The sequence below is a fragment of the Phenylobacterium sp. genome, from assembly GCF_036563385.1.
Classification (GTDB): domain Bacteria; phylum Pseudomonadota; class Alphaproteobacteria; order Caulobacterales; family Caulobacteraceae; genus Phenylobacterium.
Genome location: NZ_DATCML010000011.1, coordinates 134,986 through 154,596 on the forward strand (window position 1 = coordinate 134,986; position 19,611 = coordinate 154,596).

General features: G+C 69.8%; 20 protein-coding genes. 5 read left to right on the top strand and 15 right to left on the bottom strand.

Annotation, left to right across the window (positions count from 1 at the left end):
• Positions 1–26: 26 nt before the first annotated feature.
• The 4 genes from VIL67_RS08800 to VIL67_RS08815 form a co-directional block, all read right to left on the bottom strand.
• The gene (locus VIL67_RS08800; protein WP_332048503.1) at positions 27–719 is read right to left on the bottom strand and encodes an SDR family NAD(P)-dependent oxidoreductase; all 693 of its coding nucleotides are present in this window, start codon (positions 717–719) and stop codon (positions 27–29) included.
• A gap of 89 nt (positions 720–808) precedes the next feature.
• Positions 809–1,981: an acetyl-CoA C-acetyltransferase gene (locus VIL67_RS08805; protein WP_332048504.1), complete on the bottom strand. Its 1,173-nt coding sequence runs from the start codon at positions 1,979–1,981 to the stop codon at positions 809–811.
• A 119-nt stretch (positions 1,982–2,100) separates the two neighbouring features.
• The gene (locus VIL67_RS08810) at positions 2,101–2,598 is read right to left on the bottom strand and encodes a GAF domain-containing protein (RefSeq protein ID WP_332048505.1); all 498 of its coding nucleotides are present in this window, start codon (positions 2,596–2,598) and stop codon (positions 2,101–2,103) included.
• Between the two features lie 31 nt (positions 2,599–2,629).
• Positions 2,630–3,523, bottom strand: a complete 894-nt coding sequence (locus tag VIL67_RS08815) for a response regulator (RefSeq protein WP_332048506.1) — start codon at positions 3,521–3,523, stop codon at positions 2,630–2,632.
• A gap of 129 nt (positions 3,524–3,652) precedes the next feature.
• Between VIL67_RS08815 and VIL67_RS08820 the strand changes: the two genes are divergently transcribed.
• A complete protein-coding gene (locus VIL67_RS08820; RefSeq protein ID WP_332048507.1) occupies positions 3,653–5,737 on the top strand; it encodes a S9 family peptidase in 2,085 nt (694 codons plus the stop codon).
• Between the two features lie 3 nt (positions 5,738–5,740).
• On the opposite strand, the gene VIL67_RS08825 is transcribed toward VIL67_RS08820, so the two are convergent.
• Together VIL67_RS08825 and VIL67_RS08830 are read right to left on the bottom strand one after the other, a co-directional pair.
• Complete coding sequence (locus VIL67_RS08825) at positions 5,741–7,546, bottom strand: ATP-binding protein (RefSeq protein ID WP_332048508.1); 1,806 nt, start codon at positions 7,544–7,546, stop codon at positions 5,741–5,743.
• A 55-nt stretch (positions 7,547–7,601) separates the two neighbouring features.
• Positions 7,602–8,102: a hypothetical protein gene (locus VIL67_RS08830; protein ID WP_332048509.1), complete on the bottom strand. Its 501-nt coding sequence runs from the start codon at positions 8,100–8,102 to the stop codon at positions 7,602–7,604.
• Positions 8,103–8,269: 167 nt separating this feature from the next.
• On the opposite strand from VIL67_RS08830, the gene VIL67_RS08835 reads away from it, so the two are divergent.
• The 4 genes from VIL67_RS08835 (at position 8,270) to VIL67_RS08850 (ending at position 11,501) form a co-directional block, all read left to right on the top strand.
• Positions 8,270–8,923: a helix-turn-helix domain-containing protein gene (locus VIL67_RS08835; protein WP_332048510.1), complete on the top strand. Its 654-nt coding sequence runs from the start codon at positions 8,270–8,272 to the stop codon at positions 8,921–8,923.
• Between the two features lie 140 nt (positions 8,924–9,063).
• Entirely contained in the window at positions 9,064–10,464 is a 1,401-nt protein-coding gene (locus VIL67_RS08840) for a sensor histidine kinase (protein WP_414696194.1), read from the top strand.
• On the top strand, positions 10,457–11,062 hold the full coding sequence (fixJ, locus tag VIL67_RS08845) for a response regulator FixJ (protein ID WP_332048512.1): 606 nt from the start codon (positions 10,457–10,459) through the stop codon (positions 11,060–11,062). Before VIL67_RS08840 ends, fixJ begins: the two co-directional genes overlap by 8 nt.
• 52 nt (positions 11,063–11,114) lie before the next feature.
• Positions 11,115–11,501, top strand: a complete 387-nt coding sequence (locus VIL67_RS08850; protein WP_332048513.1) for a response regulator transcription factor — start codon at positions 11,115–11,117, stop codon at positions 11,499–11,501.
• Positions 11,502–11,509: 8 nt separating this feature from the next.
• Here VIL67_RS08850 and VIL67_RS08855 read toward each other — a convergent pair whose 3' ends face one another.
• The 9 genes from VIL67_RS08855 to ccoN form a co-directional block, all read right to left on the bottom strand.
• Complete coding sequence (locus tag VIL67_RS08855) at positions 11,510–11,692, bottom strand: hypothetical protein (RefSeq protein WP_332048514.1); 183 nt, start codon at positions 11,690–11,692, stop codon at positions 11,510–11,512.
• Positions 11,693–11,753: 61 nt separating this feature from the next.
• Positions 11,754–11,912, bottom strand: a complete 159-nt coding sequence (gene ccoS, locus VIL67_RS08860; protein ID WP_332048515.1) for a cbb3-type cytochrome oxidase assembly protein CcoS — start codon at positions 11,910–11,912, stop codon at positions 11,754–11,756.
• Positions 11,909–14,077, bottom strand: coding sequence for a heavy metal translocating P-type ATPase (locus VIL67_RS08865; protein ID WP_414696203.1), 2,169 nt, complete (start codon positions 14,075–14,077; stop codon positions 11,909–11,911). Before VIL67_RS08865 ends, ccoS begins: the two co-directional genes overlap by 4 nt.
• Positions 14,074–14,571, bottom strand: coding sequence for a FixH family protein (locus VIL67_RS08870; RefSeq protein WP_332048517.1), 498 nt, complete (start codon positions 14,569–14,571; stop codon positions 14,074–14,076). The genes VIL67_RS08865 and VIL67_RS08870 overlap by 4 nt, the downstream gene beginning before the upstream one ends.
• Positions 14,568–16,064, bottom strand: a complete 1,497-nt coding sequence (gene ccoG / locus VIL67_RS08875; protein ID WP_332048518.1) for a cytochrome c oxidase accessory protein CcoG — start codon at positions 16,062–16,064, stop codon at positions 14,568–14,570. Before ccoG ends, VIL67_RS08870 begins: the two co-directional genes overlap by 4 nt.
• Positions 16,061–16,999, bottom strand: coding sequence for a cytochrome-c oxidase, cbb3-type subunit III (gene ccoP / locus VIL67_RS08880; RefSeq protein ID WP_332048519.1), 939 nt, complete (start codon positions 16,997–16,999; stop codon positions 16,061–16,063). Before ccoP ends, ccoG begins: the two co-directional genes overlap by 4 nt.
• Positions 16,992–17,165, bottom strand: coding sequence for a cbb3-type cytochrome c oxidase subunit 3 (locus VIL67_RS08885; protein WP_332048520.1), 174 nt, complete (start codon positions 17,163–17,165; stop codon positions 16,992–16,994). Before VIL67_RS08885 ends, ccoP begins: the two co-directional genes overlap by 8 nt.
• Complete coding sequence (gene ccoO, locus VIL67_RS08890) at positions 17,162–17,899, bottom strand: cytochrome-c oxidase, cbb3-type subunit II (protein ID WP_332048521.1); 738 nt, start codon at positions 17,897–17,899, stop codon at positions 17,162–17,164. The genes VIL67_RS08885 and ccoO overlap by 4 nt, the downstream gene beginning before the upstream one ends.
• Before the next feature lie 12 nt (positions 17,900–17,911).
• The gene (gene ccoN / locus VIL67_RS08895; protein ID WP_414696204.1) at positions 17,912–19,402 is read right to left on the bottom strand and encodes a cytochrome-c oxidase, cbb3-type subunit I; all 1,491 of its coding nucleotides are present in this window, start codon (positions 19,400–19,402) and stop codon (positions 17,912–17,914) included.
• Positions 19,403–19,611 lie beyond the last annotated feature (209 nt).

Below are 19,611 nucleotides of genomic sequence, written 5' to 3' on the forward strand. Positions count from 1 at the left end.
GGTGCGGCTTTCGCGTAACAGGATCGCTAGACCCGCCCGGTGACCGGGAGCAACGCCCCGGTCACGGCCCGGGCCTCCTCGCTCGCCAGGAACAGGATCACGGCGGCCAAGTCGTCCGGCGCAACCCAGGCGGCGAAGTCCGCCTTCGGCATGTCGGCGCGATTGGCGGGCGTGTCGATGATCGAGGGCAGCACGGCGTTGACGGTGACCCCGTCGGCCTTCAGCTCCTCGGCGAGCGCCTGGGTCAGGCTGTGGACGCCGGCCTTGGCCGCGGCGTAGGCGCCCATGCCCACCGAGGCCTTGAGGGCGGCGTTGGAGCCGACGTTGACGATGCGCCCCGCGGCGCTCCGCTTCAGGTGCGGGATGGCGGACCGGCTGGCGTTGGAGGCGGTCAGCACGTTCATGCGGTAGAGGCCATGCCAGCTCTCCATGGAGCCGCCCTCGACGGTCTCCCAGCGGAAACCGCCGGCGATGTTCAGCAAGGCGTCCAGCGCCCCGAACCGGTCGGCGGCCGCGTCGATGGCCGCGCCGGCGGCGACCGCGTCCGTCAGGTCGACGCCCCCTTGCACGAACACGTCCTCGCCCGCAGGCAGGCCGCCCGGCGCGTCCTTGGCGTAATCGATCAGCGCCAGCCGACAGCCCTGCGCGGCCGCGGCCTTCGCCACCGCCTGGCCCAGCACCCCGAACGCGCCGGTGATCGCCAACACCCGTCCCGCCATCTGGCCCTCCCGAAAACGAACATGGCCGGGCTTGCGCCCGGCCATGCGTGGATTGCCGATCCCTCGTCGGGCCGCAAGGCCCTGGCGGGCTAGAGCCGCTCGACGATGGTGACGTTGGCCATGCCGCCGCCTTCGCACATGGTCTGCAGGCCGTAGCGCTTGCCGCGGTTCTTCAGGGCGTAGAGCAGGGTCGTCATCAGCTTGGTGCCCGAGGCGCCGAGCGGGTGGCCGAGCGCGATGGCGCCGCCGTTGACGTTCAGCCGGTCCGGGTCGGCGCCCGTGGTGTTCAGCCAGGCCACCGGCACCGAGGCGAAGGCCTCGTTCACCTCGAACAGGTCGATCTCGTCGATCGACATTCCGGCCTTCTTCAGCGCGCGCTCGGTCGCCGGGATCGGCGCCTCCAGCATGATCACCGGGTCGTGGCCCATGATCGACAGGTGGTGGATGCGGGCCATCGGCGTGAGGTTGTGCTCCTTCAGCGCCTTCTCGGACACGATCATCACGCCGGACGCGCCGTCGCAGATCTGGCTGGAGGTCGCCGCGGTGATGCGGCCGCCTTCCTGCAGCAGCTTCACGCCGCGCATGCCGTCGATGGAGACGTCGTAGCGAATGCCCTCGTCGCTGTCGTGACGCACCGCGTTGCCCTCGGCGTCCTTGCCGTCGACGGCGATGATCTCGTCCTTGAAGGCTCCGCCCTGGGTCGCGGCGATGGCGCGCTGGTGGGACAGGTAGCCGTACTCGTCCAGCTGGTCCTTGGTCAGCTTGTACTTCTCGGCGACCATCTCGGCGCCCATGAACTGGCTGAACTGGATGTTCGGGTAGCGCTCCTCCATCCGCGGGCTCTTCGGCACGCCGAAGCCGTTCTTGGCCGGCAGGGCCACGGACAGGCCCATGGGCACGCGGGTCATGCTCTCGACGCCCGAGGCGATGACGATGTCCTGGGTGCCGCTCATCACCGCCTGGGCGGCGAACTGCAGGGCCTGCTGCGAGGAGCCGCACTGGCGGTCCACCGAGGTGGCCGGCACGCTTTCCGGCAGCCGCGAGGCGAGCACCGCGTTGCGCGCGATGTTGGTCGACTGCTCGCCCACCTGCATGACGCAGCCCATGACCACGTCCTCGACGGCGGCGGGATCGACCCCGGTGCGATCGACCAGCTCGTTCAGCACCACCGCGCCCAGGTCGGCCGGGTGCCATTCGCGGAGGCGGCCGCCCTTGCGGCCACCGGCGGTGCGGGTTGCGGCGACGATGTAGGCCTCAGCCATGTCTCTCAAGCTCCCTGAAGAGGTTCGGGCGCGGTCTCCCGCGCGTCGCGAACAAATGTATGAGGCCGACGCTGCGTAAGCCAACGCCCTGCCGTGACGTGCGCGTCAACTTCGCGGGATCAGTGGGCGAAGGTGCGCAGCAGGATCCGCTCCAGCCACTCGGCGTCGACCTCGTCGAAGGCGTCCGGTCGTTCCGAGTCCACGTCGAAGACGGCGATCAGCTGGCCCTGGCTGTCCACCACCGGCACGACGATCTCACTCGCCGAGCGGCTGTCGCAGGCGATGTGACCCGGAAAGGCGTGCACATCCGGCACCACCTGGGTCTGCCGGCTCCGCGCCGCCGCGCCGCAGACGCCGCGGCCGAAGGCGATGCGCAGACAGCCGAGGGTTCCCTGGTAGGGCCCGACCACCAGCTCGTCCGGCTTGTCGGGATCGACCACGTAGAAGCCGGTCCAGAAATAGTCCTCGAAGCTGTTGGCCAGCATCGAGGCGACAGTCGCCATACGGGCGGTGAGGTTCTTCTCGCCCTCGAGCACCGAGGCGATCTCCTCGGCGACGGCGGCATAACGCTCGGCCTTGGCGGCCGGCAGGATCTTGTCGTTGAAGGCTTCGGCCATCGCGCGGGTTTAGCGGCCCACGGCCGCGCGGTCACGCCGCCTTCTGCGCCCGCGCCACCTTCTGCTTCACCACCGCCGCGAGGTGGCTGACCAGCTTGGCCGCTTCGCGAGCGTCTTCCGGCCCCATGTCCAGCAGGTTGCCGATGGCCTTGAAGTGGATGTCGAGAACCTTGGGATCGCAGGCGTCGTGGCCGCCCATGGCCTCCACGTAATCCATCAGCAGCTTGGAGGCGCGGTCCACCATGTTGTCGCGCACCTGGCGCGCCCGGAAGCTGGTGTGCTGCATCACCCGGTAGGTCATCTTCAGCGTGTCGCGGTCGACCCCGCCACGCACCTGGATCAGCCGGCGCAGCGCCTCCAGTTCGACGCTGATGGTCTCCCGAGTGGCCGAGCGCTCGACGGTGTCCACCACCTCGTCGGGGTCGCTCATGCGCCGCAGCGGGCCGGAGTAGCTGAGCTCGACGCGTCGCCGCCGGTCGGGGCCGATGTAGGCCTCGCTGACGATGAATGGCCGGGGCTTGGTGAGCACCAGCTCGATGCGGGACAGCAGGGCCGCCGGCGTGAACGGCTTGATGACGAACTCGTTGACGCCCGCCTTGCGGGCCTCTTCCACCTCGCGCTGCGACCGATGGGCGGTGACAATCACCACCGGCACCTCGGGATTGGGCACGCGGCGATCCGGGTTGACTGCGGCGCGGCGGATCGAGTGGGTGAGCTCGAGCCCGCTCATCACGGGCATGTTCCAGTCGCAGAAGATGATGTCCGGGTCCCAGCGGGCCAGCATCTGCCGTGCGCGCTGGCCGTCCTCGGCGAAATCGACGAAGCCCACGCCGCCCGCGCGCAGCACGTCGCCGATCAGGCGCTGCACGTTCGGGTTGTCGTCCACGATCAGCACCTTCAGCGACGCCAGGTCGTCGGGCCGCATGTGTGCGTTGGGAAGGGTTCGACGGGGCATCCGGAGAACTCGCGAAGTTCAACGGCGGAGATTGACGCATCGCGGTTAGCGGGCCGTTTATTCCGGCTCGGATTCTCTGAAGGCAGGTGGGGTGTCGCCATGCGTCTGGGCTTGATGGTGTCCGCTGCGCTCGCAGCGGTTGCGGTGGCGTACGCGCCGGTTGCGGCCCAGGTGGCGGACGCGCCCGCCCCCGCGGCTGCCTCGAAGGCCGCGGACGGCCCCTCGCGCACCTTCACGCCTCGGGACCTCTTCGGCCTGCGCACCGCCTCGGATCCACAGGTGCGGCCGGACGGCGGCGCCGTCGCCTATGTGCGGACCACCTACGACATCATGACGGATGCCGGCCGCCGCTCGATCTGGCTCGTCGACCCCGCCAACGGGGCGCAGTCGCCGCTTGTCGCCGAGGAGACCTCAAGCTCGACCCCACGCTGGTCGCCGGACGGGACGCGGCTGGCCTATGTGTCCGCCGCGCCGGGCGGGCCGCCTCAGCTCTATGTGAAGTGGCTGGCCAACGGCCGCTCGGCTCGGGTGGCCACCCTGGAACAGGCGCCCAACGACATCGCCTGGTCCCCCGACGGCAAGATGCTGGCCTTCACCATGCTGGTGCTGGACGACGGCGCTTCGCTCGGCGCTCCGATGAAGAAGCCGGAGGGCGCGAAGTGGGCGGAGCCCCTGAAGGTCATCGACCAGATCATCTACCGGGCGGACGGCGCGGGCTATCTCAAGCCCGGTCACAGGCACATCTTCGCCGTCTCCGCTGACGGCGGCTCGCCGCGGCAGCTGACCTTCGGCAAATTCGACAACTCCGGACCGATCAGCTTCAGCCGCGACGGCCGCGCCGTGCTCTTCGCGTCCAATCGCGCCGAGAACTGGCGGCGTGATCCCCAGGAAAGCGAGATCTACCAGGTCACTGTCGCCGACGGCGCGCTGACCCGGCTGACCAATCGGGTCGGGCCCGACCTCGCCCCGGCCGTCTCGCCGGACGGTTCCAAGATCGCCTACGTGGGCTACGACGACCAGCGCCGCCGCGGGTACGAGAACCAGCGGCTCTACGTGATGGATCGCGACGGCCGGAACGTCCGGGTCTTGACCGGCGCCCTTGACCGCAGCGTGGGCAATCCCGAGTGGTCGGCGGACGGCCGCAGCCTCTATGTCGACTATGACGACAAGGGGATCACCAAGGTCGCGCGGGTCAGCCTCGACGGACGGTTGGAGACGGTAGCCCAGGGCCTGGGCGGCAGCTCGCTAGACCGCCCCTACAGCGGCGGCCAGTTCTCTGTGGGGCGGAACGGGGTGGTGGCCTTCACGCTCAATACGCCGGAGCATCCGTCCGACATCGCGATCGCCCGCGGCGGCAGGGTTCAGCGCCTGACCCGCCTGAACGACGACCTGTTCGCTGGCAAGAGCCTGGCGCGGGTGGAGCACCTGCCCACCGTCTCCAGCTACGACAAGAAGCCGATCGACGCCTGGATCGCGCTCCCGCCAAACTTCGACCCGTCGCGCAAGTACCCGCTGATCCTCGAGATCCATGGCGGGCCGTTCCAGGCCTACGGACCCTACTTCTCCACGGACGTGCAACTCTACGCCCGCGCCGGCTATGTGGTGGTCTACGCCAACCCGCGCGGCTCCACGTCCTACGGCGAGGCCTTCGCCAACGAGATCCACCACAACTACCCGAGCCACGACTACGACGACCTGATGAGCGTGGTGGATGCGGCGATCGCCAAGGGCTACGTCGACCAGAACCGGCTCTACGTCACCGGCGGCTCCGGCGGCGGCACCCTGACGTCCTGGATCGTCGGCAAGACCGACCGCTTCAAGGCCGCAGCCACGCAGAAGCCGGTGATCAACTGGACCAGCCACGTCCTGACGGCCGACCTCTACACCTTCTTCGGCCCCTACTGGTTCGGGAAGATGCCGTGGGAGGACCCGCAGGGGTACTGGGCCCGTTCGCCGCTCTCGCTTGTGGGCAATGTGAAGACGCCGACCCTGGTCGTGGTGGGCGAGGAGGACTACCGGACCCCGCCTTCGGAGTCGGAGCAGTACTTCCAGGCGCTGCAGTATCGTGGCGTACCAACCGCCCTGGTGCGGGTGCCGGGCGCCGGCCACGGGCTCACGGCCCGTCCCTCGCAGTCGGCGGCCAAGGCCGAGGCGATCCTCGCCTGGTTCGACCGCTACAAGTAAGGCTCAGGCCACGTCCGCGGCCGGCGCCTGGTCGGCCGCGGGCTCCTCGTCCGTGACATCGACGATGGCCTGGAACAGGGCCATGGCCTGGATCGGCTTGGCGACGTGCCCGTCCATGCCGACGGCCAGGTACTGGGCCACCTGGTGGCTCATGGCGTTGGCGGTCAGGGCCACGATGGGGGTGCGGGTTCGTCCCGTCTCGCGTTCCCGCCGCCGGATGTGCTCGGCGGCGGTGACCCCGTCCATGTCCGGCATCTGGATGTCCATCAGGATCACGTCCCAGGCCTCGGTCTCCCAGGCCTCCAGGGCGGCGCGGCCGCAGTCGACCACCACCGGCTCGACCCCCAGCTGGTGCAGCAGGGTCTTGAGGACCAGCTGGTTGACCGTGTTGTCCTCGGCGGCCAGCACGCGCAGGCCCAGAGAGGCGCGCTGGGCCGGCGGCGGGGGGGCGTATTCCGCCACCAGCCGCTCCTCGCCGACCCGCTCCAGCGGCACGCGCAGGATGAACCGTGAGCCGCGGCCAAGCTCGCTCTCCACGTGCATGCCGCCGCCCATCAGCACGGCCAGCTCATGGCAGATGGCGAGGCCCAGGCCCGTGCCGCCGAACTTGCGGGTGGTGGACGAATCCAGCTGGTCGAACTTGGCGAACAGCCGCTGCAGGCCCTCTTCCGAGATGCCGAGCCCGGTGTCGGCGACGGCGATCTCCAGCAGGTCGCCGTTGCGCCGGGCGGTCACCCGCACCTCGCCGGCTTCGGTGAACTTCAGGGCGTTGGAGATCAGGTTGTAGAGGATCTGCCGGATCCGCGTCGGATCGCCCAGGTAGCGGCCGCGCGCCGGCTCCACGTCGACCGCGAACGACAGGCCCTTCTTGTTGGCGAGGGCGGTGAACGCCGAATGGGCGCCGCGGACCACCTCCGCCAGTTCGAACTCGATCGTCTCCAGCTCCAGCTTCCCAGCCTCGATCTTGGAAAGGTCGAGCACATCGTTGAGGATCGCCAGCAGCGCCTCCCCCGACTGCTGGATCACCGACAGCCGGTCGCGCTGCAGCGGCGTGAGCTCGTCGGCCGACATGGCCTGCGCCATGCCGAGCACGCCGTTGAGCGGGGTGCGGATCTCGTGTGACATGGTGGCCAGGAAGGTGCTCTTGGCCGCGTTGGCCGCCTCGGCCGCGAGCTCGCCCGCCTCGGCCCGGGCACGCGCCTGACGCAGGGCGTTGCGCGACCGGTCCAGCATCCGGCGCGAGAGGAAGAAGAAATTGGCGCAGCTGACCGCTGCCGCCAGGGCGGCGATCGTGGCCATGGGCGTCCGCGCGGTCCAAGCCAGGTCGACGGCGATCCAAACCAGCACGCCGACATAGGGCGTCAGCAGCAGCCGGAAGAGCGTTGGGCTCGCGTAATACTGCAGCAGGACGTAGGTGGCGCCCAGGAAGGCGATCGTCAGGGCGAACGTGCCCGCCACCGCGTAGCCGGACTCCCAGAGCGCGATGATCATCACGCATTGGATCGCGCCGCTGAGCACGCTGTTGGAGTTCAAGGCAAGCCACAGCCGACGCGCCCAGGGACCGTCGCCGTGCCGATCGATGGCGCTCGTCAGGACGATGCTGGCGAAGAGGCTGGCCCAGACCGCGATCACCCAAAGCCCCGTCCAGAGCGGCGAGACGTAGAACGCCGCCACCGCGACCACGGCGATGCTGCTGATCACGCGAGGCACGACATTGCGGGCGGAGGCGGCGTACAGGCTGAGCCCGCTGGCCCCCCGCTCCACTCCGGCCTCGGCGGCTGGCGAACCGGCGCTCCTGGACGTCTCCAACAGAGAGCTCTCCCGTAACATCGTTGTCTTTTTTCGGGAGAATGCCGTTAGCAGGTTAACCGTAGGTCAAACGCCCGCCCTGCAAGCGGAATTTCGAATTCAGCACGCAGCGAGGCACGCCGCCTTCGGTGGAGACCGTGGCCGGCTGGCCTGCGCCGGTCTCGAACCAGGCCTCCGTCTTGCCGGTCTTCACGTGCAGGGCGCCCGGGCCGGTGAATTGGCAGAGCGCGAAGGACGAGAAACCCCTGCCGCCGTTCGTGCGGAGCATCCTGCAGTCCACGTGGCCGTACCGCCGGGCCATCACCACGCCCTCATATTCGAAGGCTTTGGGCGCCGAGAGCCCGCGAGCCCGGAACTCTGCGGCGTTCAGCGAAGCACAGGGCGGGCCCTTGATGGTCCACTCGCGGGCCGCCGAGATCGCCGCCGAGCGCCGGGCCAGCAGGTCCCGGATCTCCCAGGCCGCGAACGCCGCCACCCCCACGGCCAGCGCTCCGATCCCCAGGGCGACCACGGGGCGTACCCGTCGCCGCCCGCGCCTCACATCGTAGTCGCTCAAGGCCGCCTCTCCGTGTTACAGATGTAATCTTGGCGCAGTTCGATGAGCTTGTGAAGCCCTCGCCGCGGCGCCTGCGCAGCTCTTCCGTAGAATTACTTAGGGGAACGCCCCGAATTTCGGCTCAGGGGGGCGCATGGCACCTCTTGGTCATCGAAACGGAGCGAGCGATGACCCTGGCCTACCCCCTCGACGACCACCGCGGCGCTCGCCCGGAAGCCGCCATCACCGAGCTGATGGATCGTGTCGGCGTTCGGATGACCTTCGCCCGCAACGAAGAGATCTACGCCCAGGACGACCAGGTGGAATTCCTCTACCGCGTCGTCTCCGGTTCGGTCCGCACGATCCGGCTGACCAGCGACGGCCGCCGGCAGGTCGGAGACTTCTATTACCCCGGCGACCTGCTGGGGCTGGAGACCGGTCCAGACCATCGCTTCTCGGCGGAGGCGCTGAGCGACTGCGTGGTGCTGGTGGTGAAGCGCGCCACCGTGCGGGCCACGGCCGGCGACGCCGCCCTCGACCGGGCGATCCTGGAAGCCACCCACCGCGAGCTGGAACGCACCCAGGCGCACCTCCTGCTGCTCGGCCGCAAGACCGCCCAGGAAAAGGTCGCCGCCTTCCTGCTCGCCCAGGCCGAAAGCAGCGACGCCGGCGCCGTCGAGCTGGCCATGGGCCGCCAGGACATGGCCGACTACCTTGGCCTGACCATCGAGACCGTCTCGCGCATGCTGACCCAGCTGCAGTCGCAGGCGATCGTGGAGTTCCCCTCCACCCGCCGCTTCAAGGTGTGCAAGTGGGAGCGGCTTGAAGAGCTCGCCGACTAGCCGCCCAGGAGACCGCCGCAAGGTTGCGCGGGGGCCGGTTCGGCCGTAGGCGTGCGGCGATGCCCCGCGTCCGCACCGCGCCTTTCTCCCGCCCCGCCACCTTTGGGGTCGCGGTTCTTGCCACGGCCGGCTGTGCTCTGGTGCGGCTCGCGCTGGAGCCGTTCTTCCATCAGCGCTCCAGCTTCCTGCTGTTCGTCCCCGCCTTGATGATCAGCGCTGGCGTGGGGGGCTTCGGCGCGGCCCTCCTGGCGACGGCGCTGAGCCTCGCCGTCTCGGTGCTGTTCAGCGGCCAGGCCCTGCTCAGCGATCCCGCCAACCTGGTCAGCGCCATCGTCTTCGCCCTGCTGGGGATCGCCAGCGGCCTCGCCGGCGGCAAGATGGCGCGCGCCTCACGCGACACCACCGCAGCCCTGGAACACCTGGAGCAGCGCGAGGCGCACCTGCAGTCGATCCTCGACACCGTGCCGGACGCCATGATCCTGATCGACGAGCGTGGCGTGATGCAGTCGTTCAGCGCGGCCGCCGAACGGCTGTTCGGGCTGAGCGCCGCCGAGGCGATCGGGCAGAACGTCTCCGTCCTGATGCCCAACCCGTACCGCGACGCGCACGACTCCTACCTCGACCGCTACATGACGACCGGCGAGCGGCGGATCATCGGGATCGGCCGGGTGGTGGTCGGCCTGCGACGCGACGGCTCGACCTTCCCCATGGAGCTGGCCGTCGGCGAGATGCGGCTGGGCGAGCGGCGGTTCTTCACCGGCTTCGTGCGCGACCTCACCGAGCGCCAGGCCACCGAGCGCCGGCTGCAGGATGTGCAGTCCGAGCTGGTCCATGTGGGCCGGCTAACGGCCATGGGCGAGATGGCCTCCGCCCTCGCCCACGAGCTGAACCAGCCGCTCTCGGCCGTCGCCAACTATGTGAAGGGCAGCGTGCGGCTGCTCGACCAGGATCCCGTCGACAAGGCCAAGGTCAGGCACGCCCTCACCCAGGCCGGCGAGCAGGCCCTCCGCGCCGGCCAGATCATCCGGCGGCTGCGCGACTTCGTGGGCAAGGGCGAGGCCGAGCGCCGGATCGAGAGCCTGCCCCAGCTGCTGGAAGAGGCCGGCGCCCTGGCCATGGTCGGCGCCAAGGAACGCGGCGTGCGGCTGCGGTTCGCGATTGATCGCAAGGTCGACCTCGTGCTGGCCGACAAGGTGCAGATCCAGCAGGTGGTGCTGAACCTGATGCGCAACGCCATCGACGCCATGGAGGACAGCACGAGGCGCGACCTCCTCGTGGCCGCGAGGCCGGCGCCCGAGGACATGGTCGAGGTCTCCGTCACGGATACCGGCCCAGGCATCAGCGCCGAGATCGCCGACCAGCTGTTCCAGCCGTTCATCACCACCAAACAGCAGGGCATGGGCGTGGGGCTGTCGATCTCGCGGACCATCGTGGAGGCGCACGGCGGCCACATCTGGGTTGAGCCGAATCCCGCCGGCGGCGCTATCTTCCGCTTCACCCTCATGGCGGCGCCCGAAGGGGAGCTTACGGACGTTGAGTGACACCCTTGTTCATGTGATCGACGACGACGAGGCCATGCGCGAGTCGCTGAGCTTCCTCCTCGACAGCGCCGGCATCAGGGCGCGGACCTACGAGTCCGCCGTCGCCTTCCTGCAGCAGCTGGACGGCCTGGAGCCCGGCTGCATCGTCACCGACGTGCGCATGCCTGAGATGAACGGGCTCGAACTGGTGCGCCGATTGAAGGAGCGCGGCGTGCAACAGCCGGTGATCGTGATCACCGGCCACGGCGACGTGCCGCTCGCCGTCGAGGCCATGAAGGCGGGGGTGATCGACTTCCTCGAGAAGCCGTTCGACGACGAGGCGCTCCTGCAGGCCGTACGATCCGCTCTCGACGCGCGCGAACGCGAGGACCAGCAGCACGGCGAGAAACGCCGCTTTGAAGCCATGCTCGAGGGCCTCTCGCCTCGTGAGCAGGAGGTGCTGCGGGGCGTCATCGCCGGCAAGCCGAACAAGGTGATCGCCTACGACCTCGGGATCAGCCCGCGCACCGTCGAGGTGTACCGCGCCAATGTGATGACCAAGACCGGCGCCTCGGGGCTGTCGGAGCTGGTCCGGATGGCCCTGCTCGCCGGCTTCTGACGGCTTGCTTTAGGTCAAGGCCGGGGCCTGCGGCTGGCGTCATGCTGGACCGATGCCCGCCCGCTCGACGCCCTCCCCGGAGCTGCCGCTCGTCATCGTAGTCGACGACGATCCGGCGGTGCGCAGCTCGCTGCAGTTCGCGCTCGAGCTGGAGGGCTTCGCCGTCGAGACGCTGGACTGCGGCGAGGCCCTGCTGACCCGTGACCTGCCGGAACGGGACGCCTGCCTTGTTCTGGACGAGCGGATGCCCGGCATCGGGGGACTGGCGGCGCTCGCCCGGCTGCGGGGCCGCCAAGTCGCCTTGCCCGCCCTGCTGATCACCAGCAATCCCAAGCGCGCGGTGCGTCAGGCGGCCGCCGCGGCCGGGGTGCCGATTGTCGAGAAGCCGCTGGTGGGGGACGCCCTGTCGGGCTGGATCCGTGCGGCCTTGCGCGGCTGAGTGCGGGCTCAGGCCGCGCGCTTGCGCGCCGGCTCAGCGGGCGCCGGCTCCTTGGCCCGGGTGATCACGATCTTCTCCGCCGGCTTCCTGGCCGCGAAGGCCGACCTCACCCAGTAGGCGCCCAGCACCAACACGAACAGCGCGTAGGCGCCCAGGATCATCAGCAGGTAGGCAAGGTTGGCGGCGGTCATGGTCTCCTCCCGGCAGCGTCCTGAGCATGCCTGGGCGACGCGCCGGCCGCCTTGACCGCGATCAAGCGCCGGGCCGGTCGGCGGGATCGTCCAGCAGGATGCGCGCCGCGTCGCCCGCCGGGTCCTCGTACTGGCCGGCCTTGAGGGTCCACCAGAAGGCGGCCACAGCGAGCAACCCGAGGCCGAGGGAGAACGGCGCGAGGAAGAGCAGGATCGTCACGGCTTGCGTCCCATCCGGAGGGCGTTGAGGGTCACCGCGAGCGACGAGCCCGACATGGCCAGGGCGGCGACGAAGGGGTTCACCAGGCCCAGCATGGCCGCCGGCCCGGCCACCAGGTTGTAGAGCGCGGCGAAGCCGAAGTTCTCCATCGCTCGCCGCCGGGCGACGCGCGACACGTCGTAGGCGGCGGCCACGGACGACAGGCCCTCGCCCGAGAAGACCAGGTCCGCGGCGTTCTGGCTGGCTTCCAGGGCGGTCCCGGGGGCCATGGCGGCGTGCGCCTTGGCCAGGGCTGCGGCGTCGTTGAGGCCGTCGCCCACCATCAGCACGCGGCGACCGTCGGCCGCCAGGGCGTCCACCGCGGCGGCCTTCTGCTGGGGGGTGAGGCCGGCGCGCCACGCGTCGATCCCGGCGGCCTCCGCCGCGGCGGCCACGGGCCCGGCCACGTCGCCGGAAAGCACCTCCACCGTCAGCCCGCGGGCCTTGAGCGCCGCCACCGTCTCGGCGGCGTCTTGGCGCAGCCGGTCGGAGAAGCGGAAGCGCACCTTGGTGTCGCCGTCGAAGCCGAACCAGAGCTCGGTTTCGCTGCCGCCTCGGCTCTCCACGCCCACGAACGAGGCGCGGCCCAGCCTGGCCCGCCGGCCGTCGATCAGCCCCTCGACGCCCTGGCCGGCGTGCTCCGTCACCTGGCTGGCGAGAGGCCCCTCCCCCGCCTCCTCGGCCAAGGTCCGGGCCAGCGGATGGCGCGAGGCGCGGGCGAGCGGCGCGGCGAGGGTCACCGCGGCCGGCGCGGGGTCGATCAGGCGCGGCCGGCCCTCGGTCAGCACGCCGGTCTTGTCGAACACCACGTGATCGATCTCGGAGAGCCGCTCCAGGGCGGCGCCCGACTTCACCAGCACGCCACGTCGGAACAGCCGCGACGAGGCCATGATCTGCACCGCCGGCACGGCCAGCCCCAGGGCGCATGGGCAGGTGATGATCAGCACCGCCACCGCCCGGATCAGCGCCTCGCGCGGCCCCAGGCCGACAAGCCAGCCGCCAGCGAAAGTGAGGGCCGCGGCGGTGTGCACCACCGGGACGTAGATGGCGGCCGCCTTGTCGGCGAGCTGCACGTACCTGGACTTCGACTGGGCGCCGATCTCCACCAGACGCGCGATCGCCGCCAGGGCGGAGTCCTCCGACCGCGCCAGCGCCCGCAGCCGCAGCACCCCGGACAGGTTCATCGACCCGGCGCGGCAGACCGCCCCCTGGGCCACGGCCACCGGGGCGGTCTCGCCGGTCAGCAGGGCGTTGTCGAGCTCTGACATCCCCGCTTCGATGCGGCCATCCACCGGGATCCGCTCGCCGGCGCGGACCAGCACCAGGTCGCCGGGCTGCACCTCGGCCAACGGCTTCATGTGCGCCTGGCCGTCCCGGTCCAGCACGGCGGCGGCGGGGGCCTGCATGGCCAGGAGGTCGCCGGCGGCGCTGCGCGCCCGGGCCCGCAGCTGGTGGTCCAGCCAGCGGCCGATCAGCAGCAGGAACAGCAGGCTCACCGCGGCGTCGAAATAGGCGTCGCGGCCGTTCAGCACCGTCTCGGAGAAGCTGATGACCAGCGTCAGCAGCACGCCGATCGAGATCGGCACGTCCATGTTGGCCCGGCGGGCCTTCAGCGAGCGCCACGCGGACTGGAAGAACGGCAGGCCGGCGTAGATGGCGGACGGCGCGCCCACCGCGCCCGAGAACCACATCATCACCTGCTTGGTGGCCGGGCCGAGCTCCTGCCCGAACAGGCCGGCCCACAGGGGCACCGAGAACATCATGGTGTTCATGGCCCCGAAGGCGGCCACCGCCAGCGCCAAGATCAGCCGGCGGCCTTCCTTGTCATGGGCGACCTGCGCCTGGCCGGGATCGTACGGTGTCGCCGGGTAGCCGAGCTTGTCCAAGGCCGCGATCACGGCCGCCGGATCGCCCGACGCGGTGCGGAAGCCCACGGTGAGCTTGCCGCTGGTCAGGTTGAGCCGGGCGCCCTCCACGCCCGGCAGGCCGGCTACCGCCGCCTCGATCTTGGCCAGGCAGCCCGCGCAGCGCGCGCCGCGGACCAGCAGGTCCAGGCTCGCCTTGCCGTCCGTCCCCCGGCCGAGGAAGGCGGAGAAGTCCGCCCCCGCAGCCGCCTCGTAGGTCAGCGCCACGTGAGCCTCCGCTCGGCTATGAAGGTGCGGCCCTGCCCGTCGCGGGCGTCCGCCGTCAGGTCCCAGGCGCCGTCGATCGCCCCTGTGGTCGCCTCGTAGCGGCCCGGCGCGACGCGCTGGAAGGTCAGCATCCGCCGGCCGGCCTCGGTGGCCGGGCGTTCCAGCTTGCCGGTGACGCTCAGGCCGGCGACCGGCTGGCCCTCGCGATCCTGCACCAGCAGGACGACGACCCCCGGCTGGGCCTCGGCGGCGGCGCGCCAGCCCAGCTTCGCCTGCGCCTCCAGCTGGGCGATCTTCTTGTTGTAGAGCAGCCCATCCTCGTAGGGCGTCACCGACACCTGGCCGGGATAGGTCTTCAGCGCCAGCACCGTGAACCAAGCGTCCACCCCGATCACCAGGGCGAAGAAGGCGCTGACGCCGGCCAGGACGTGCCAGCCACGGACGCGAAAGCCGGTCTGCGCGCCGGCGGGGGAATGGGTGGCGCTCATGGGTTGGCGGCTCCCGAAAGGAAGGTGGTCTTGGTGCGCCGGGTCTCGCCCGGGGCGCGGATCTCGAAGGCGGCCGGCATGTTGGCGCTCGCCAGGTCGTCCGGCTCGGCGGTGACGAACACCCGCACCGAGGTGACCTCGTTCGGCTCGGCCCGGATGGTCAGCACCCGGCTTGCCGGGCGGCCCGGGCTGCGCAGGCGGGCGTTCGGCACGCCCTCGAAGCCGATCTCGACGGTCTGCGGCGAGAAGGTGCGGTTGGCGACCTTGAGCGTGTAGCCGTTGCGGATCGCCCCGTCGTGCAGGCGCACGAAGGTGGGGTTGCGGTCACGCAGCGCGTGGACGTCGTAATGCGGGCGCGTGACCAGGCCCCAGACCATCAGGCCGCAGACGATGAGCAGGCCCACCGTGTAGTAGACGGTCCGGGGGCGCACGAACTTGTAGCGCGGCGTGTTGCCCCGCTGGCGCTCGGCCACGGCGCTGTCGGTGTCGTAGGCGATCAGGGCCTTCGGCCGGCCGACCTTGACCATGATTTCGTCGCAGGCGTCGATGCACAGGCCGCAGTTGATGCACTCCATCTGCGGGCCGTTGCGGATGTCGATGCCCATGGGGCAGGCCACGACGCACTGGCGGCAGTCGATGCAGTCGCCGCGGCCGGTCCAGGCCTGGCCCTTCTTGTGCGCCCCGCGCGGCTCGCCGCGGTCGTAGCGGTAGGTGACCTGCAGCGAGTGGTGGTCGAGCATGGCGCCTTGGATGCGCGGCCAGGGGCACATGTAGAAGCAGACCTGCTCGCGCATGAAGCCGGCGAAGCCGTAGGTCGTCGCCGTCAGCAGGAAGCAGAAGATGTAGGCCGTGGCCGGCGCCTGCCCGACCCAGAAGTCGGCCAGCAGCTGCGGCGCGTCGTGGAAGTAGAAGATCCAGGCGCCCCCGGTGCCGAAGCCGATGCCCAGCCAGACGAGGTGCTTGCCCGTCTTGCGCCACAGCTTGTCGAAGGACCAGGGCGCCGCGTCCAGCCGCATGCGCGCGTTGCGGTCCCCCTCGAACAGGCGCTCCACATAGATGAACAGGTCCGTCCAGACCGTCTGCGGGCAGGCGTAGCCGCACCACAGGCGGCCGAACAGGGCCGTCACCAGGAACAGGCTCAACGCGGCGATCACCAGCAGGCCGGTGATGAAGTGGACTTCCTGCGGCCACAGCTGGATGTCGAAGAAATAGAACCGGCGTCCGGCGAAATCGACCAGCACGGCCTGGTCCGGCAGCTTGCCCGGCCGGTCCCAGCGTATCCAGGGCGTGACGTAGTAGATGGTCAGCATGGCGGCCAGCAGCGCCCACTTGATGGCGCGCCACTTGCCGTGGACCAGTTTCGGATAGATCGGCGTCCGCGGCTTGTAGAGCCCACCGGCCGCGTCCTTCTTCCGGACGCGCTCAGCCGCCGAGACCGGAGCCTCGCGCCTGGCGGGGTCCGGCCTCGAGACGCGGTCGATGACGACGGTCATCTCCCGGCGCCCCCGGCGGCGGGTTGGGCGGTCGGCGGGGCCGCCGCCACGGCGGGCTCCTCGCCGCCGCCGGCGTTGGCGTGGATGTAGACCGCGAGCGCCTTGATGGTCTCGGGGCTGAAGCGCGCTTCCCAGGTGGGCATCACGCCGTTGCGGCCGTTCCAGATCTGGTCGTGGATCGCCTTGCGGTCCGAGCCGTACAGCCATTCCGCATCGGCCAGGTTCGGGATCCCGCGGCTCACGTCCCCGGTCCCGTCAGCCGCGTGGCAGGCGGCGCACTGGTCGGCGAAGGTCTGCCGGCCGCGTTCCACCGCCGCGCCGTCGGCCTTGCGGCCGGACAGCGCCACCACGAACTCGGTGACGTCCGCCACCGCCGGCTCCTCGAGCATCTGGTCCCGGCCGAAAGCCGGCATCAGGGTCTCGCCGCGGGTGTGCGAGTTCTGCGAGCGGACGCCCACCTGGATGGTGTGCTGGATGTCCGCTAGGCTGCCGCCCCAGAGCCACACGTCGTCGCGCAGGCTGGGATAGCCAACCCGCCCGGCGCCGCCGGCCCCGTGGCAGGTGGCGCAGTTGTCGCCGAACACCGACTGGCCGACCTGCATGGCGTAGGCCTGCAGCTCGGGATCCTGCTCGATCTGTTCGAGGGAGGCGTTGCGCAGCTTCACCTCGCCCGCGCCGCGCTGGGCTTTCAGCGCCGCGAGCTCGCGGCTGACCTCGGCCCGGTCGGACTGGCCCAGCAGGCCCTTGGTGTAGCCGGTGATCCCCGGCCAGGCCGGCATGAGCACCCAGTAGACCGCCGAGGCGGCGATCGTGGCGTACCAGATCCACAGCCACCAGCGCGGCAGCGGGTTGTCCAGTTCCTTGATGCCGTCCCACTCGTGGCCGGTCGTCTCGACGCCCGAGTGTTCGTCCATTTCGCGCTTGTCGTCAGACATTGTCGCTCTCGTCCTTCTCGAGCGGCAGTTGGGCGAGGCGCTGGAACGCCTCCTTGTGCTTCGGCCACAGGGCGTAGGCCACGCCGGCGGCGAAGATGGCGGCGAAGTAGAGGGTCCCGCCCTGCTGGGCGAAGCGGGCCACCGTCTCGTAGTCGAGGCCGCTCATCGCAGGTTCTCCGGGCTTTCGGCCTTGTAGGTCTTGAAGTCGACCATGGTCCCCAGGACCTGCAGGTAGGCGATCAGCGCATCCATCTCGGACAGGCGCTCGGGATCGCCGTCGAAGTCCCGCTGGGCGACCTTCTCGCCGTACCGCTTCCGCAGGTCCGAGGTGGGGCCGGCGAAGCTGTCGGTCTGGGCTTCGAGGTCGGCCTTGGCGTTCTGGATCTGCGCGTCCGTGTAGGGCACGCCGACCTTGCGCAGCGCCGTCAGCTTGGCCTCGATGGCGCGGTAGTCGAGCTCCTTCTTCGCCAGGAAGGCGTAGGGGGGCATGTTCGACTCCGGCACCACCGAGCGCGGGTTGGTCAGGTGGTCCACGTGCCAGCTGTCGGAGTACTTCTCGCCGACCCGCGCCAGGTCAGGCCCGGTGCGCTTGGAGCCCCACTGGAAGGGGTGGTCGTACATGCTCTCGGCGGCCAGGCTGTAGTGGCCGTAGCGCTCCACCTCGTCGCGAAGCGGGCGGATCATCTGCGAGTGGCAGACGTAGCAGCCTTCCCGCACGTAGATGTCGCGGCCCGCCTGCTCGAGCGGGGTGTAGGGGCGAACGCCCTCCACCTTCTCGATCGTGCTCTCCAGGAAGAACAGCGGCGAGATCTCCACCAGCCCGCCGATCGAGACGACGATCAGGATGCCGATGGTGAGCCAGAGCGAATGACGCTCGAACTTTTGGTGACGGTTCCACATGGGCGTTGCGCCTTACTCGGCCGCGAGGGCGGCGGCGGGCGCGGCGACCGGCGTCGCCGGCAGTTCGGCCTGCGCCGAGCTGGGCATGCGGATCGTGCGCCACAGGTTGTAGGACATGATCACCGCGCCGGAGAGGAACATGAGCCCCCCGATCGTGCGGATGACGTTCTCGATGTGCTTGGCCGCGACCGTTTCCACGAAGGAGTTGGCCAGGAAGCCCTGCGGCGTGTACTCGCGCCACATCAGGCCTTCCATGATCCCGGAGACCCACATCGAGGCGATGTAGAGAAGGATCCCCGAGGTCGCGATCCAGAAGTGCCACTCGACCAGCTTGTTCGAGTACAGGCGCTCCTTCTTCCACAGCCACGGGACCATGCAGTAGACGGCGGCGAAGGTGATCAGGCCGTTCCAGCCGAGCGCGCCGGAGTGCACGTGGCCGATGGTCCAGTCGGTGTAGTGGCTGAGCGAGTTGACCGCGCGGACCGACATCAGCGGGCCTTCGAAGGTCGCCATGCCGTAGAAGGCCATGGCCACCACCATCATCCGCACCACCGGGTCGGTGCGCAGCTTGTCCCAGGCGCCCGACAGGGTCATCAGGCCGTTGATCATGCCGCCCCAGGACGGCATCCACAGCATGACCGAGAAGGTCATCCCGAGGGTCTGCGCCCACTGCGGCAGGGCGGTGTAGTGAAGGTGGTGCGGGCCCGCCCAGATGTAGATGAAGATCAGCGACCAGAAGTGGACGATCGACAGACGGTAGGAATAGACCGGCCGGCCGACGCGCTTCGGGACGAAGTAGTACATCATCGCCAGGAAGCCGGCGGTCAGGAAGAAGCCCACCGCGTTGTGGCCGTACCACCACTGGGTCAGCGCATCCTGCACGCCCGAGAAGGCCGAGTAGCTGTGGCTGTCCAGCGGCCCGATCGGCATGGCCAGGTTGTTGACCACGTGCAGCAGGGCGATGGTGACGATGAAGGCCAGGTAGAACCAGTTGGCCACGTAGATGTGGGGTTCCTTGCGCTTCCAGATCGTGCCCAGGAAAACCAGCAGGTAGGCGACCCAGACCACCGTCAGCCACAGGTCCACGTACCACTCGGGCTCCGCGTACTCGCGGCTCTGCGTGATCCCGGCCACGTAGCCGGTGGCGGCCAGCACGATGAACAGCTGGTAGCCCCAGAACACGAACCACGGCCAAATGCCGCCGGCCAGGCGGGCCTTGCAGGTCCGCTGGACGACGTAGAAGGACGTGGCGATCAGGGCGTTGCCCCCGAACGCGAAGATGACCCCCGAGGTGTGCAGGGGCCGTAGGCGTCCGAAGTTCAGGAAGCCGAACTCGGGGAAGTAGAGCTGGTTTGGCCAGGACAGCTGGGCGGCGATCACCACGCCCACGCTCAGGCCGACGACCGCCCAGAACATGGTGGCGATGACGCCCGCCCGGACGACGCCGTCTTCGTAGCGGTCCGGATCCTGGCGGAAGCGATCGTGGCCGAGGCCGGCGGACATCACCAGGAACGCCAGGGTGAAGGCGGCGGTGAAGGTCCAGCCGTGCAGGCGGAACAGCGGGTCGGGGCTGAACGCGGTCATCAGGACCGAGCCCAGGGCCGCCGCGCCCATCAAGACGTAGAGGATGAGGACGTTGAACGGCGCTTCGTCCGGCCTGGCCGCTAACTGCTTCATGAGCCCGTTTTTCTGGGTGGCTTGGAGGTGGACCG

Bases quoted from the DNA above. Each gene is read 5' to 3' on its own strand.
- VIL67_RS08800 (WP_332048503.1), bottom strand. From the start codon at position 719: ATGGCGGGACGGGTGTTGGCGATCACCGGCGCGTTCGGGGTGCTGGGC.
- VIL67_RS08815 (WP_332048506.1), bottom strand. From the start codon at position 3,523: ATGCGGCCCGACGACCTGGCGTCGCTGAAGGTGCTGATCGTGGACGAC.
- ccoP (WP_332048519.1), bottom strand. From the start codon at position 16,999: ATGTCTGACGACAAGCGCGAAATGGACGAACACTCGGGCGTCGAGACG.
- ccoN (WP_414696204.1), bottom strand. From the start codon at position 19,402: ATGTCCGCCGGCCTCGGCCACGATCGCTTCCGCCAGGATCCGGACCGC.
- VIL67_RS08810 (WP_332048505.1), bottom strand. From the start codon at position 2,598: ATGGCCGAAGCCTTCAACGACAAGATCCTGCCGGCCGCCAAGGCCGAG.
- VIL67_RS08805 (WP_332048504.1), bottom strand. From the start codon at position 1,981: ATGGCTGAGGCCTACATCGTCGCCGCAACCCGCACCGCCGGTGGCCGC.
- VIL67_RS08870 (WP_332048517.1), bottom strand. From the start codon at position 14,571: ATGAGCGCCACCCATTCCCCCGCCGGCGCGCAGACCGGCTTTCGCGTC.
- VIL67_RS08850 (WP_332048513.1), top strand. From the start codon at position 11,115: ATGCCCGCCCGCTCGACGCCCTCCCCGGAGCTGCCGCTCGTCATCGTA.
- VIL67_RS08820 (WP_332048507.1), top strand. From the start codon at position 3,653: ATGCGTCTGGGCTTGATGGTGTCCGCTGCGCTCGCAGCGGTTGCGGTG.
- VIL67_RS08885 (WP_332048520.1), bottom strand. From the start codon at position 17,165: ATGAGCGGCCTCGACTACGAGACGGTGGCCCGCTTCGCCCAGCAGGGC.
- ccoG (WP_332048518.1), bottom strand. From the start codon at position 16,064: ATGACCGTCGTCATCGACCGCGTCTCGAGGCCGGACCCCGCCAGGCGC.
- VIL67_RS08835 (WP_332048510.1), top strand. From the start codon at position 8,270: ATGACCCTGGCCTACCCCCTCGACGACCACCGCGGCGCTCGCCCGGAA.
- ccoO (WP_332048521.1), bottom strand. From the start codon at position 17,899: ATGTGGAACCGTCACCAAAAGTTCGAGCGTCATTCGCTCTGGCTCACC.
- VIL67_RS08855 (WP_332048514.1), bottom strand. From the start codon at position 11,692: ATGACCGCCGCCAACCTTGCCTACCTGCTGATGATCCTGGGCGCCTAC.